This window comes from Bradyrhizobium sp. USDA 336 (assembly GCF_044908355.1).
Lineage (GTDB): Bacteria > Pseudomonadota > Alphaproteobacteria > Rhizobiales > Xanthobacteraceae > Bradyrhizobium > Bradyrhizobium yuanmingense.
In genome coordinates, this window is sequence record NZ_JBIYDC010000002.1 from 7902429 (window position 1) to 7916639 (window position 14211).

10 protein-coding genes and 1 pseudogene are annotated in these 14211 nt (G+C 57.8%); 7 read left to right on the forward strand and 4 right to left on the reverse strand.

The features are described 5' to 3' along the window. The first annotated feature begins 20 nt into the window (after positions 1-20). The 5 genes from rtxC to ABIA45_RS37695 all read left to right on the forward strand — a co-directional run bounded on the left by rtxC (position 21) and on the right by ABIA45_RS37695 (position 5537). On the forward strand, positions 21-1079 hold the full coding sequence (gene rtxC / locus ABIA45_RS37675; RefSeq protein ID WP_036016014.1) for a dhydrorhizobitoxine desaturase: 1059 nt from the start codon (positions 21-23) through the stop codon (positions 1077-1079). Further along, positions 1076-1894 (forward strand): gamma-glutamyl-gamma-aminobutyrate hydrolase family protein, encoded by an 819-nt coding sequence (locus ABIA45_RS37680; RefSeq protein ID WP_036016012.1) that lies wholly within the window; start codon positions 1076-1078, stop codon positions 1892-1894. Before rtxC ends, ABIA45_RS37680 begins: the two co-directional genes overlap by 4 nt. A gap of 162 nt (positions 1895-2056) precedes the next feature. After that, positions 2057-2926 (forward strand): DMT family transporter, encoded by an 870-nt coding sequence (locus ABIA45_RS37685; RefSeq protein WP_240538284.1) that lies wholly within the window; start codon positions 2057-2059, stop codon positions 2924-2926. Continuing rightward, entirely contained in the window at positions 2923-4209 is a 1287-nt protein-coding gene (locus ABIA45_RS37690; protein ID WP_036016009.1) for a hypothetical protein, read from the forward strand. Before ABIA45_RS37685 ends, ABIA45_RS37690 begins: the two co-directional genes overlap by 4 nt. Next, a complete protein-coding gene (locus ABIA45_RS37695; RefSeq protein ID WP_036016006.1) occupies positions 4209-5537 on the forward strand; it encodes a glutamine synthetase family protein in 1329 nt (442 codons plus the stop codon). The genes ABIA45_RS37690 and ABIA45_RS37695 overlap by 1 nt, the downstream gene beginning before the upstream one ends. Before the next feature lie 970 nt (positions 5538-6507). Here ABIA45_RS37695 and ABIA45_RS37700 read toward each other — a convergent pair. Continuing rightward, on the reverse strand, positions 6508-6789 hold the full coding sequence (locus ABIA45_RS37700) for an ATP-binding cassette domain-containing protein (RefSeq protein WP_157785272.1): 282 nt from the start codon (positions 6787-6789) through the stop codon (positions 6508-6510). A gap of 674 nt (positions 6790-7463) precedes the next feature. Continuing rightward, a pseudogene (locus tag ABIA45_RS37705) lies at positions 7464-7747 on the reverse strand (alcohol dehydrogenase catalytic domain-containing protein); the annotation flags it as partial. 1639 nt (positions 7748-9386) lie between these two features. Here ABIA45_RS37705 and ABIA45_RS37710 point away from each other — a divergent pair. Then, complete coding sequence (locus ABIA45_RS37710; RefSeq protein WP_210161159.1) at positions 9387-9557, forward strand: hypothetical protein; 171 nt, start codon at positions 9387-9389, stop codon at positions 9555-9557. 763 nt (positions 9558-10320) lie between these two features. Further along, positions 10321-10626, forward strand: a complete 306-nt coding sequence (locus ABIA45_RS37715; RefSeq protein ID WP_036015997.1) for a hypothetical protein — start codon at positions 10321-10323, stop codon at positions 10624-10626. Between the two features lie 1387 nt (positions 10627-12013). Here the strand turns inward: ABIA45_RS37715 and ABIA45_RS37720 are convergent. Beyond that, the gene (locus ABIA45_RS37720; RefSeq protein ID WP_157784126.1) at positions 12014-12205 is read right to left on the reverse strand and encodes a hypothetical protein; all 192 of its coding nucleotides are present in this window, start codon (positions 12203-12205) and stop codon (positions 12014-12016) included. Between the two features lie 1279 nt (positions 12206-13484). Next, positions 13485-14114 (reverse strand): FMN-binding negative transcriptional regulator, encoded by a 630-nt coding sequence (locus tag ABIA45_RS37725; protein ID WP_036015989.1) that lies wholly within the window; start codon positions 14112-14114, stop codon positions 13485-13487. Positions 14115-14211: the final 97 nt, after the last annotated feature.

The following is a 14211-nucleotide window of genomic DNA, read 5'->3' on the forward strand; positions in this document are numbered from 1 at the left end:
GCGATCAGGAAGAGGTTCTCATGAATCAGGCAGACGCTTGGAAACTGAGGTCATCACGCTATGAGGCCGTTCAATTCAGTCGGGAGATCAATAAGCAGCTTTCGGAGCTAAGGCCGGACAACATCACGGGGGCCGCCTACATTGCGAAAGATTACGCTGTCATCACAGCGTGCACGCTTGCGACCGTGTCTGTCTCGTGGTGGTTCTACCCGCTGGCCGTTCTCCTGATCGGTGCCTATCAACGCGGATTGACAACCATCGCTCACGATGCGGCTCACCGCACGCTCGCGAAGAATACGACCTGGAATTATGTGCTGGGCATTCTGTTCGCTTCCTATCCCTTGTTCCAACGCCACTGGGCCTACCGGATCTCACATGTCTACTTGCATCATCCCTATCTCGGCGACCCGGACAAGGATCCCGACCTGAAGTTTTTCCTGGCCAGCGGCGTCTACGATGTGCAGCCTCCAGAGAGATACGCTTTCAACATCATCTGGAAGCCGATCTTCGGCGGCGCGACAGTAGCGTATCTGAAGTATCTTTGGACTAATCGGTTTTCGATCGAGGAGACCGAAGAGCAGAGCCGCTCAGGCATACTTGTCGACAGGTATGGCTTCTATCTGTTCTGGTTCAGCATCCTGGCCGGGTCATATGCTCTTGGTCTGCTCCATATCGTCGTCCTGTTTTGGATCGTGCCCTATCTCACGACGTTTCAGGTTCTCGGCTGGTTTATCGAACTCGCTGAGCACTCACCCATGTGCGAAACAGAGACGCAGAACGTCTATCTCACCAGGAATAGGAAAGGAAGCTTCCTCGAACGAGCCATCCTGGGACAGAATCTGGATGAGTACCACCTTGAGCATCACCTTTCACCCGGCATCCCGTTTTGGCTGTTGCGCAAGGCTCAGAAAATCCGAATGCAGGATCCGAACTACGCGAAGGTCGCCGCCACCTGGGGCGGGCTCTTTGTCAAGGGACCTCAAGGTCAACCTAGCGTCATAACTCAGTTGAAAGAGCGAAATCGACGGCTGTATGAGCAGTCCGTTGCCGGGGTTCGCACGCGAGGCAAGGTGGCGTGAGGTTGCAACAGCCCGAGCGCACCCAAGCCGTTGTCGCCGTCACTTCGAACCGTCTTCTGGTCGATGGTGTGCATCGCGACTGGTTACGGCGCAAGTACGTGCAGGCACTCCATCGTCATGCTGGAGTGGCTTGTGTCATATTGCCGACCGTCGACGCGGAAGATGCTATGGAGGAGGTCGCCCCGGCCATCATGCGCCGGCTCGACGGTCTGGTCTTGACAGGCGATGAATCAAACGTGGACCCCGCAGTCCTGTCAGCGCCCGCATCCTTTGCGGATCCTGATCGGCGGGATGTTGAGCCTGGGATCCTTGACCGTCCCCGGGACAGGCTCTCTGCCGTAGCCATAGAGAGCGCCATCGCCCTCGGAATGCCTATTCTGGGCATCTGCCGTGGGCTTCAGGAACTCAACGTCTATTTCGGCGGAACACTCCGCCCATCGCTTGCGGAGTGGAGCCGAGAAAGCGGCGCCATGCATGCCGAGAAGCCAAATCGTCCCAGGGACCGTCAGTACGATGCCGCGCACTGCGTCAGGATATCATCCTATGGCGCACTGTTTCCAATCGCGCGGACGATCGAAGCGCAAGTCAACTCGCTGCACAATCAAGGCATCGAGGCACTTGCCCCAGCGCTAAGGCGCGAGGCGTGGGCGCCTGACGGTCTGGTCGAGGCAGCTTCAGTGATTGGCGCTCCGACGCTGCAAATCGGTGTGCAATGGCACCCCGAATGGCACGTCTCAACCGACCTCCTCAGCAAGCAACTGTTCAAAGCATTTGGAGAGGCGTGTGTTGGGTACTGCCGGACTAAGAAGGGCTAGAGGCAGATCGTGATTTTGCAAACGAAACGTGGCCCGCGCGAGCCGAAAGGGCAGTCCTCCGAAAACGACGCGCGCGCCTGGGCTTCCGAGAGCTCCGCCCGGCCTCGCGGGCACAAAAAGGGTGGACGATCTACGAGTGGCTTCGCTCTAGGAGTGTTTTTTGTGGCGCTTTATGTCGTTCTGAGCGCGGCAGGGGAGGTTTATGCGGCATCGTATTTTCAGAAAGCGGATGTGTTCGTGGCGCTCCTGCTGTCTTTCGCGGTGGTTTGTATAACGTTCAACTTCTTGGCTCGTCACGAGGGAGGCGAAGCAAGAGCCGGAAAATGGTCGCTCCTGGTTTTCGTCGCACTCAACGTCGTGACGGCGATCAGCTGGATCGGCCTATTTATAGGACTGAAATACGCTGAACCTGCGATCGTGGTCGCTTTCATGGTGGCGTTGGGGCCCGCCGCAACAGTGTGGTTAAACGCCCTGATCAGGCGCAGGAGCGCCCCACCAGCATCCGATATTGTCGTGAGCGCCGCGATTGCGACGATCGGGACTTACATGATTTGGATCTCGGCCAGCGGCAATGCGGGCGTGGAGTGGGGGGCTCGATCGTCCATTGGCATCGTCTTGGCCATCGTGGCCGGCCTATCGCTCGCCCTCACAAATATACTTGTCAAGGTGCTGTTCGACCGTGGGTTTTCCGGCCGACAGGTGCTGGCGCATCGCTTTTATGGAACCATTCTCTTGCTGCTGGGGCTGGTCGACCATTCATCTATCGTACCGGAGATCTCGCAGCATTGGTTTGCGATCGCAGCAATTGGGCTGTCGACGATCGTTTTACCTTTGCTCTTGATTCAGGAGGGCATTCGCCGCGTAGAGCCCTTCACCGTCAACATGGTCCTGTCCACCGCCCCCATCGTCACCTTCCTGTTCCAGTACTTCGATTCTCGCATCGTGCCTTCGTCACACACGTTCGTTGGAAATGTCCTCATTACGGCTATCGCTGTCAGCAACATCTACTTGCAGTATCGGAGATCCGCATGAAAGAACGGAAATGTGTAGTCGTGGACGCATACTCTACGGGCCGCTACCTACCCGAAGAATTCAAGCGCTATGGAATTGGGACCGTGCATGTGATGTCGGCCGCACAGATTCCACCGATATTCCAAGCGCATTTCAATGCAGATCTGTACGATGAACTCATTCGCCCCGGCGAGCGCATGGGGTATGATGACATCGTTGAATATCATCTTCAGGCTCTCCAGGGCAGAGAATTTGAGTTCGTTATCGCGGGTTGCGAGTCTGGAGTCGAACTCGCCGATTCGTTGTCCGAGCGGCTGGGCTTACCTTCAAACGGGACCGCTCTATCGGCTGCTCGGCGTGACAAAGCACGATTGTCTTGTGCGCTGACCTATGCCGGTGTGCGATCGATCAGACAAGTCGTGTCTGACAATGCTGTAGAGATCGCAAGCTGGAGGCGCGAAGCGAACTTCGACGAGATCGTGATCAAACCTCTGAACAGTACGGGCACCGAGGATGTATTCTTTTGCTCGACAGATGCCGATATTCAGCGTGCTCTAAGCGCGATTGTCGGGAAGACGAACCGTGTCGGAGCATTGAATCGTTTTGCCCTCGGGCAGGAAAAAATAAACGGTCAACAATACACCGTAAACGCCGTCTCGATCCACGGAGATGCCTTCATTACGGAGGCCTGGACCTATGACACCGTTCCTATCGAGGGGGCATCATCGGTCTGCTCACTCGAGAGATTGTTGGACGGCAGCGAACCAATCGTTCAGGAGCTCTCCGACTACCTGAAACGTGCGTTGCAGGCACTTCAGATCCTCGAGGGACCGGCTCATGCCGAGATCATTGTCGATCATCGGGGGCCCGTTCTGGTGGACTTCGGGGCGAGGCTTCAAGGGACTATGTCGGCAAAAGCACGAATGATGGCGTTGGGGCATAACCATATCACGCTGACCGCTTGGCGCTACGCAGATCCCGAGGGCTTTGGGGAGTACATGAGGATGCGCGGGCCGTACAACCGGAAGGCGCACGCACTATGTGTCTCCCTGATCTCCAACAGGGGCGGTGTCGTTGCCGGCTACCCGGGACTCCAAGCAATTCGCAAGCTCCCGAGCTTTGCGGATGCCATTGCATTCGTTCCAATTGGTGAAGAGCTGGTTCCGACCATCGATTTGGCGTCGACACCAGGCATCGTCTATCTCGTGAATAGCGACGTGAATCAGCTTAATGATGACTATCACAAGTTGCGAGCAATGCGGATGGACCAGGTGTTCGAACTGGTGGCGCGGGATAGCCAGTGATGACAACTGAAGCAACCTTGACCGGAGCGAGTCCAGCCCGCGCGGCGATGATCGGCGTAAGCGACTTCGACGGTGTGCTGCGAGGCAAGCACGTCTTAGGTGAAGATCTCTCGGGTCAAGATAAAGTCATCAAGTTCTCTGAAGCGGTGCTGGCGTGGGATTGTTCGGATCGGGTCATTCCGATCAGTGTCACGCAGCAGCCGTTATCAGCATTTGGGGATGCTGACCTGCGTATTCTGTCTGCCACCGGCCGTTCGGTGTCTGATGTCGGCTATCAATATCTCTACCTCGCCGAGTTCACGGGCGCACATGAGAACATCTGCCCGCGGGGTGTTCTGCGTAAGGTCCTGAGAAGGGCTGCTGACCTCGGATACAGATGCGCTGTCGGGTTCGAGTTTGAATTCATGTTGTTCAAGGAGAACGCCGATACAATTGAGGATAAGCCGTTCAGCGAATGGGCTCCTTTAACACGGGGCCCGTTCGGCTACTCGATTATGCGCTCCGTTGCTCAACATGAGCTGTTCGATGAGATCTTGGCGCTTTGTGAGAAAGCTAGAATACCTCTCAGCGGACTGCACTTCGAAACGGGACCGGGAGTGGTCGAAGCGTCACTTCGTCATTGTGATGCGTTGGAAGCTGCCGATCGAGCAACCATATTTAAGTCGATGATAAAAGCATGGGCGCAAAGGCGAGGCTTGATGGCTACATTCATGGCCAAGGTTTCCGAGGATTGGCCGGGCCAGTCCGGCCATATTCACATTTCGATGTCCTCGGATGGTCAGAATGCGTTTTACGACAGCAATGCGGTTGGCAACTTCTCAAAGGTTATGAGGCAATTCATCGCCGGACAATTGAACTACATGAACGAGTTTTGTGTGCTCGCTGCGCCGAACTTCAATAGCTACAAGAGGTTGGTGCCTGGCTGCTGGGCACCAATCTGTCCAAGCTGGGGTGTTGACAACCGCTCCTGCGCGGTTCGCGCTATCTCGGGAGAGCCGTCCGTCCATCGTCTGGAATATCGGCTGGCTGGCGCAGACGTGAACCCATATCTTGCGCTCGCATGTGCCATTGGTTCCGGAATATTGGGACTCGAGACAGGTGTGGCACTACCCGCGTCGATCGCCGGTGATGCAAGCGTGGAGATGACTGCGAGACTACCTCAAAGCCTATCAGAGGCAACTTCTCGTTTTGCACAGTCAGCAGCAGCGAACGAGGTTTTCGGAGAAAGGTTTGTTGAAGCATTCTCTTGCTCGCGCCGTTGGGAATGGGACGCCGTTCAAAATCGAGTGACCGACTTTGAACGTCGGAGATACTTCGAGATCATCTAGTTTGTCTTGACAGTTCTGTGCCTCGTTCCTCTCGCAGCCATGTGAAGGGGGCGTGGAGCTGATGAGGTCTGCTGCCAACTGCTCTGTGGCCGCAATTGCGATTGCTTCGATGTGATGCAGGTAAGTTGTGCTAACTTTTTCAAGAAGGAAGGCGAAAGGGGAATAGTTGTCCAGTGGGCCGAAGCCGAAGAGCAGTGACGCGCAACGCTGTAGCCGAACCGCGGAGCCCCGCGCCCGAGACGAGGTTGGGGTAGATCAGTGCTGGCCAGGACGCGCTCCGAGCGGCGCTCTGAATTCCCTGCCGGCGAAGAGGGGCCAATCACTTTTGGTCCTGGATTCATGAGAGCGAGGAATGCTGCGCAGTCTATTTCGCGAAGATGCGTAAAGGATTGTCCCTCAAGCGCCGCACGAGGGTATCGCGCAGAACCGCCCCAGCAGATCTTGGGATGCGCGCGTACAAAGGCTGCAACAATGATCTTGCCTTCATCGGCTTCGAACGGGTGAGCGCATCACGCGAAAGGCCAAAGAGCTTTAGGGAAGGCCGTAAGAAAGTACTCCTCCGGTGAGGGCCCCCGGTGAGGCCGCCTTCGCTGGATAGCCGATTTGCGATCAAGCAGCGTGAGTGACGCACGCGCGCCAGGACCGGACCGTCGTGGGATGCGATCTCTCGGTGAGTTGAATGGTCGTCTCGCCCCTGTCCTTCTGATCGGTCACCTTGAGCGACGTCTCCGCGGCTGTCCTGATGGGTGCCGTCAAGCTTGGAGAAAATCGTGCCAAGCTAGCCAAGCCTTAAAGACATGGCAGAGCTCGCTCTTGGCGGTGCAGTTGAGTCCAAATGAGCGGGTCGCCACTAAAAGTAGCCGAGTTGGGATCGACAGCGCGCTACATTGCTGCGCCCCAGAAAGATGTGACGGGCCCACCGTCAGGCAGTGCCACAAGACTAGCGGTTCGACCACACCGTCAAAGTCGATCAGTGCCGCCTTCGGTTTTGACGGGCTCTACAGGAGAATACGCTTTGATAGACAAATGAGAAAAGATCGGCCGCTGAAATACACCCGCGATGGGACGTAGATGAGTGCGGCTGAAACATCGTCTCATCCTGCCAAATCTCGCCGTCGACCCAGCAGACTCCACTCGTCAGACGCTGCATCCGGGTAATGCAGCGTAGGAGTGTGGTCTTGCCGCACCCTGGAGGACGGACAAATTCCCGTGAGTCCCTTGGCGTGAACGCTGAATCGCAACCAGCGAACAGTTTCGGGAGATCAGCTGAACGGCGACTGCGATATAACCCAGCTCTGCTCCCTCACGTGCCCGCACCTGGACCGTTTACTTCTACAAAAATAACGACAAGAACAGTCAGAAAGGCGACAATCAGCACCCCATGGGGGATAGCTGTATTTGAGCGCGGCGTCTCTGCAGCTAGGAGATTAAAAGGCGGGGCGGCAGGATTGCACATCCCGTACGTCACAAGGGGGAGGTTGAGCCTATCAGCGCCATCGAGGATATTGACTGTCGGGCGTTGGTGCGTGCGGATCATACATCTAAGGCTGGGTTCCAGCCCCGCGGAATTGCCAGGCAGCTTGACGGGCTGGAGGTTGTCCGCCGGTTGACCGGGTGCGGCTAGCGTCGTTTGGCTGTCGTAGGGGCCGCCATTCCTGAAGCTTGGTAGCACCTCTCGGGGACCATTCTGCTTGAATGTCGCCACAGCTTTGACGCTCGAAGGACTTGCGCCAGCGGCAGCACTCGTTGCGTCTGAAAGTTCAGGTGCAAGCAGCATCGAAGCCAGGTGGAACAAGATAAATCGGATCAGCCTCATTAGAATTCCGAGATAGTCGCTGCGGCCTGCGTTCTTTGCGCCAGCCCCTGCTCGTTATCCAGCAATTTACGTGCCTTCAGAAATGCGGGTCCGGCGGCCTAGGCCAGACCGTGCATTGCGATTACATGGTCTTCTCCCGTCACACGCTGGCCGCATGCAAGGCCTTGAACGGCCGAGCCGAGATCACTCTTTCGCCCGCGAACTCGTGGCCCACCACCATGGGCACAGGCACCGTTTTACGAGCCCACTCGTCCCAGCGGAAAATATGAATATCCGTACCGCTAATCCCGGTCTTCTTGACCCTGATCAAGAGATCAGTCGGTCCGATCATGGGCACGGGTTCGTCGCGTAGACAGAGTCCGGGCTCAGACTTAGCCTTGACGAGCGCCTTCATGTTAGAAACCTTACGCTTTAATTGATGCAGAGCACTGCGATCGCGCGCGTTGCGTAGGCATCAGTGGCGATGGCGCAATCGCGTGCGGCGGCGCGAGCGGAGACAGCAAATTCCATACCAACGTCCGGTGGAATCGCTAAGCGCCCTCTGCAATCGCCCGCGAGGTGGCTTCACGTCTTCGGGAATTGCTTGCCGTGAGATTTTGACACGATATGGGCCGAGCGTTCCTGTGGGCCGAGAAGGCTGTCGGAGAGATTCGTAGGGATCGCCGGCTTCGGCGGCTGTTCTGCCCGGCCAGCGATCCGCCCAGCTCAACAGGATCATCCCGCGGCGCGGCTCCCGCACCTCACCGGCAGTTCGCGGGGCTCCGCGGCGGCAGGAGAGCGAAGCATCATTGAAAGCCTCGCGGGGTAAATGCCGAGCGTCTGAAGAGTGAACCATCTCACTCAACGTTGTGCAGATATTTACCTTCGGGTGGCTGTTGCGCATCAGCCAGCCCGGGCTAGCGCTTTCGCAACCGCTAGCTCCCCGACGGCAACCGCGTCCCCGTCCTGTCGCGAAGACGACATTCCACTCCAAGAAGCAAGACGAGCCGCACAATTCTTTGGCCTGGCTTTTGCTACCGCAGTTTTTTGGCCACGCGGTCGGTGCATTCAAAGCGCTAGATCGACCCGAAGCGAACTACGGCAACAATCAGACCAGGCTCAATCTGCTCCTGGGGCCCTTTCCCTACGCCATCCCTGCAGGTTGCTTCCGCGGCCGAGTGAATCGCGACAAGAAGGGAAATAAGAATCGTTGGGGACGTTTTCGCGTCGAGAAAAGTGGCTCCGCCCGGAGGGAGGCACACCGAGCGCCACCGATGAGGAATGGAGCACTGAAGAGGGGTGACGTGATCCTTCTTCGTCGATCGGCTGCTCGCAGAGGCGCGTCGTAAGCGAAAGCCTGCGAACGGGATCGTTCTGCCCGGAATACGCGCTCGACTGGAGCACGCATGATGCTCTGGTCAGGCACGTCCGCGATCACCATCCTTCGATTGAGTTCGTGATCTCGGGTGCGTCGAGGGACTGTAACGGCCTTCTCGGCAACTTCGTTGTGGTCTCGACTCCTATACCAACAGCTTCGGCGAGAGAGTTGCGGCAACTCATTCCAGGTGCAAGCATCATCGTTGGCAGCTCGACAGCCAGCAGATCGAGTCCTACAGCTTACAAGACGAGCTGTCCACGAAATGGGTGTGCTGGGAATATCTGGAAATCGGCCATCGCATCATCCACATCGACGTTTTCCGCAACCGGTCCGCTTTGACAGCCGTGATCTGTGGAAGACTTTGCTCGCGTCCACCCTGCGCTGTCGTGATCCCTCGGGCCCAATCTCGTGTGTGCGCTCCTCACGGACGGCCCCCAACTCGCTTTCCGCTGGCCAGGATCTTACGCTGCGAGCCTCACGGATGATCCCGGCTCGTCGGTGTTGACTATAACCTGCGCAGCGCTCATCGACCGCTCGAACGCCTCCGGGAAAGCTGCGGGTTTGAAGCGGGGGCCGCGGAGCATCGCGCTGTGGCGTCATCACCTCCGCATGGGAAGCGCTGCGCCTCCAATCAAGGAACGCACCAGTTCACGTTGCGGCCGAACCAACAGGCCTGATGCTGCAGCTCGACAGTAAGCCCGCTCCCGAAACGACGATCGACGGCCGAGCCAATTCCGACACCACGGCTTGGTATTATCTGAGCGAGGAAGCTATCGCGATTCCTCGGCAAAGAAATAAAACGGGAAGGCTGGAACTGGATCGTCGACGGCGTGAAGTAAGCGGTTAAGCTGCACGGCGTATATCGGCCGACCAGGACCAGGACCAGGACCTGGATCCATGAGCCTGAGTGTTGCTGGAGTCTCGCGCGGGCGACAGGTTGGTCTCGAGAACTTACCACCGCCGACCTGGAGATGATGAACCTGACCGGCGACAGCAACGCATTCTCGGAGGCCCTCGACCCGAAGCGAAGCGCATCTTGGCGGAGGCTGCTGGCGAAGAGCAGTCGCGCAGACCGATCGATGGTCCCGCCTCGTTTGTTGGAGGGAATAACCGACGGCAAAGTCCTGCTGATTTCTGCATTCTTGTTCTTCCTGGTCTGCGAAAGTTCTGGAACGGTCTTCTGGCTTCCTCAGACCATTGCCTCGTATTGCGGGACCTGACTGCGCTGGAGTCGGCCTCCCTTCGTGATGCCTTATGCGCTAGGTGGAATGGTCATGGTCGTCTGGAGGCGCATTCCGGCGGAAAGCGGGAACGGGCCAGGGACGGCCGGCTTCGGACGGCTGAGCAGCACACCGCGGCGGAGCCGCCGAGAGCACTGTCCCCTGAAAGCAGACGTTTTGTTGAGTGTGAACCGCACGCTAACAACGGCAACTTTTCTAAAAGACGAACAAAGCCTGGTGTCAATACGTCCTATCTAACACGGATTAGGGCTTGCCGCTTTTTCCTGGTCCGTTGTAGAATCTTCTTCGTGTGAGGATTTCGAGGGAATAGCTTCCGTTCAGCTCCGGATTAAGCAAATTCATTTGAAGGATTCTGTGGGGGACATTGCGATGGCTAAGCCTTCCGTTTCCCGTGACGCCTTTCGTAGCTTGTTCGCCTTTTATGCGGCCAAGGCCCACCATGATCATAACGGTGTCGCCGAAGCCCGGCTCCTGAAGCTATTTGGATCGAGCGACCACATTCCGGACGGGCTGCTGGAGTTGTGGTCGTCACGGACCGAGCTGATTGGCCCTGAGGCCGTTGGCAACATAATGTCACCACTGGCTCATCAGATCCTGGACGACGGCGCACAATACAACCACGCCAGCGACTTCCTGCATCGATTGTTGCGAGAGTTGGACCGAGACGGCCATTAACCGCAACTACGAGATTGGTTGGATCGCTTTTCTGGGTAATCGGGCGTCATCGTTCGGCCGCGCAATGAGTACACGCCCAAACTCGGCGGCGTGGCGGACTCTAATCAGGACAAGCGGTCGCTTCGATCTTCATTCGACGTTGCACTTGGGAAGACGGCAACGAGCCGATCCCCTTCCCAAAGCTCAACGTCGTGCTCGCCATACATTTGCTCGGCCCGACATCTCGCAGCCTTCTCGTCGACGCAGTCGAGCTTCGCGGCGCATATCACTCGCCTGCTGCTGTCCACCACGAGCACCCTGTACCGCATGATGACAGTCCCATCCGAAAGGAGCCTGTCATCCTAGTCGAATGTTCGTGTAAAGCAGCGCCAAAGTAAGCGCAGACGCGCGGAACCTTTGTACGTGTGGCCACTCGGCTATACCGTCGCCTGGACTCTTCCGTCACACCGGCGCGTCAGGTATCCTGCCCAGTGTAGCGCGCTTCAGCACAAGCGGCGAGCCGGACGGCAACTTGGTTCGGCGCACTGCTGATGATGCTGGGGATGCTCTCCATCTTAAGCGCCGCTCGCTTCGGCACGCGGTGAGATTGCGATGCCACCGGTGCCGAATATTTCGCGACGTAATATCTGACCTCGCTGCAAGGTATGCGAGTTGTGGGCCTGTGGTGACGCGAAGCGAAGGCTTCGGACCCCAGCGGCATCAGCAGCAACGCAACAATGGCCGCCGCGCGTACAATCATTCCCCCGCCCCATTCTGTCTGCTTCGTACAGAGAGCGGGTCTGAGTCGCCCACGCGGCGCAAATTAAGAATCGCGCACTGGTCAAAGTGCCGGGAAACTGTTGCTCCAATGCTTCGGTGTTCCGGCCAATGGCTGCAGACGGCAGCTGCTCGTGAAGCGACCTGACCCGGCTTCGTATCAATGTCGAAGCGGGGACGGGCGATCGTTGCATTGAACGGTAGCTATCACCGCCGAACAACTCTTCTCCGCGCGGCCTTCTGGATACGCCGACCAATCCTTCTCGCGTTAGCGGCTCGCAGGCGTCGCCGGAGCGCCTGCAGTTCGCCAAATAGTGCGATAAGCCCCTCGACCCGCTGACGCAGAATAGCCGAATAGTTGTAAACTTGACCTCGGTTACTCATTACTGCCTCGAACAATCACTATTGAAACAATATGCAGGCGAGAACGGGAAGAGTATGCAATCGGAGGTAGGATCGTACAAGCTAAAAAAGAGGGCAGTGTAAACGTGGAAGGACCCGTTGACACCAGAGGGGTCGTCGTTGCGGGTCACTTCGTTCGAAAGTCGGTCGACTTGGGCCAGGTTGCGGGTCTGATGCCGCAGCACAAGGTTGGACACCTTTTGTCGGTTCAGGTGGGGTGCTTACTTCCTTACTGATTGGCCGGGTGCCCGCTCAAGAGGCGGCGAGGCTTGCCCAGCCCCGTGGTCGGGGAGGGAGCCTCGCCCCCAGCTGTGGTGCTCCCAACCCGCTCAAACGTCGTGACGAATGCCGCGAAGGCGGCGACGATCACGGCAATCGCGAACAACAGGATCACAGCGTCGGGATTTCGCTCAGTACTCATGAGCAACTCCACTCAGGCGGCCTGGCAGCTGAGCAGCCCCGAACTAAGTTCCGCATCGCGGCGTATCAGCTTTCACTTGAGAGCTTCGGGCCAAGCGCTCTCCAAACATCGACGTGAGCTTGCAAAACGCGGGTTCAAAATATTTGTTGGTCAATCCAGGGCGTTGGTTCAGATTTGTCTCTGGTCTTGGGTTAGGCTCAACGCGCGGGCGCTCCCCGCGAAACATCATCCCGATGCTGGGCGGCTCTTCAACTGAATGTCCTTAGCGCCGTCGGCGACGAGGAGCATGTGGCAGGTTTGCTGTCATAACCCCGCCGGCTTCGACGTTGTTGAAGTCAACTGCGGTTGCGAGATCGGAGGCGGTACCATCCACCGGCTGCGAGCACCACCACGTGCGCGATTGAGGAAGGCCGCCGATCCGAGCGGAAGCTAAATCGAACAAGGCGTGCCGCCGATGTTAGAGAGGGAGCATCCGCCAGCGATGGATGCGAGTAGACTGGTCCTAGCCACGAATCAGCCCTGCGGCTGGGGCATTATACCGCTGGTGCAGCCCCGTCGGCTACTTGGCTCAACACGACGTCGCAGCACGCGGCTCGAGCTTAAGACAACTCCCAGGACCATCAAAAGCAGGCCCCCAGGTTGCCGTCCAGGCATTGCGAGGAGGTCAGCGCTCAATTGAAGACCATGAACGCGAGAAAAGAAGAAAACCGGCAAGATCTGATCGAAGAGCTTGACGCGGCGATCGGAAGGCTCCGCGGTATCGCAAAGTCGCTGGAGAACCCTTCCCTGAGGTCGGCCGGTCCGTTCGTCAACGCGCACCAAAGTTGGCGGCGATCTTCAACGGGTAGAGTCCATCAGTGTAGCGTCGCGTTGGCATCTACCAGATACGGCGATCCCAACGATTGAGAGGAATTTCGCGCTGGCGAGCTTGGTGAAGCTTGGTACGCTGCCATAGGATGACGTGCCACCGATGGCGCCTTGGGTGGTGTAGGTGCAATTGCTGGCATTATAAGACCAGGCCGCTTTGACGCGTCCGCGCTCGCCATGACGAGGCCGGTGAGGCAGGCGGCGCGAGCCGGTACGTGAACAAGCCCACCGAAACCCTAGACCCAAGCTCGACGCCAAACCTTCACCCCTGCAGCCAGCAAGCGTTCACGCGACGATAGAGAAGATGCGAGGTCCCGGCGTGCCGGCCACGAGCATCGCCGCTGCCAGGAAAAATGAAGAACTGGTACCCGAACACAGGTCGGCCTGGCGTTGCGGTCTGAAGCGTCGTGGCTCAGGCCAGCGTTGGGACCATGATGCTGACTTCCTGATCGCGCGGTTCTTGGCTCGCAGCAAGGCCGGTGACGACACCGATACGGTCGGCAAGAGGACGGTTCTGGCTCATCTTGCGCTTGCCCTCGAACTTGGTGACAGGAATGCGGATGCCGACAATCCCACGCAGCTGGGCGCCGATGAAGTCTGCCGGAGCGTCGCTGACAGACCAAGGTGTCACCCGTGAGCCCTCATGGATGTTCGTCAATCGGGTAACTACATCAAGCAGACGTTCGTTATCTTCGAAGAACTCAACCGGACCGTAAGCATGGACGGCGATGTAGTTCCATGTCGGCACTACCTTTTCGGTTTCCTGCTTGGTGGCGTACCATGAGGGGGTCACGTAAGCTTCCGGACCCATGAAAATGGCCAGGGCTTCGCCGATCGGAGCCGCGCGCCATTGCGGATTGGCCTTGGCGAGGTGGCCGTACAGGACTCCCCGTTCGCCTTCCATCGGGTCCAGGAATAGCGGAAGTGGTGTTGCGAGCGGCCCTTCTGCCGTGGCTGTGATTAGGTTCGCCAAGCGTGCGGAGCTGATGGTCGATCGGATGTTCTCGATGTTATCATCCCGGAAGGCGGGGGGCACGTACATAGCGGTTCTCCGTTCTCCGCTCCGGAATAGCCCAAGCCTGCTACGTTTAGAAAGGCCAGTTCGTCACGATTTCGCTGGTCCAGTTGTTTCGCAGTTA

What these genes read in the sequence shown, in the direction of transcription:
- rtxC (WP_036016014.1), top strand. Translation starts at nt 21, where the DNA reads ATGAATCAGGCAGACGCTTGGAAACTGAGGTCATCACGCTATGAGGCC.
- ABIA45_RS37690 (WP_036016009.1), top strand. Translation starts at nt 2,923, where the DNA reads ATGAAAGAACGGAAATGTGTAGTCGTGGACGCATACTCTACGGGCCGC.
- ABIA45_RS37695 (WP_036016006.1), top strand. Translation starts at nt 4,209, where the DNA reads ATGACAACTGAAGCAACCTTGACCGGAGCGAGTCCAGCCCGCGCGGCG.
- ABIA45_RS37710 (WP_210161159.1), top strand. Translation starts at nt 9,387, where the DNA reads ATGCTGCAGCTCGACAGTAAGCCCGCTCCCGAAACGACGATCGACGGC.
- ABIA45_RS37715 (WP_036015997.1), top strand. Translation starts at nt 10,321, where the DNA reads ATGGCTAAGCCTTCCGTTTCCCGTGACGCCTTTCGTAGCTTGTTCGCC.
- ABIA45_RS37720 (WP_157784126.1), bottom strand. Translation starts at nt 12,205, where the DNA reads ATGAGTACTGAGCGAAATCCCGACGCTGTGATCCTGTTGTTCGCGATT.
- ABIA45_RS37725 (WP_036015989.1), bottom strand. Translation starts at nt 14,114, where the DNA reads ATGTACGTGCCCCCCGCCTTCCGGGATGATAACATCGAGAACATCCGA.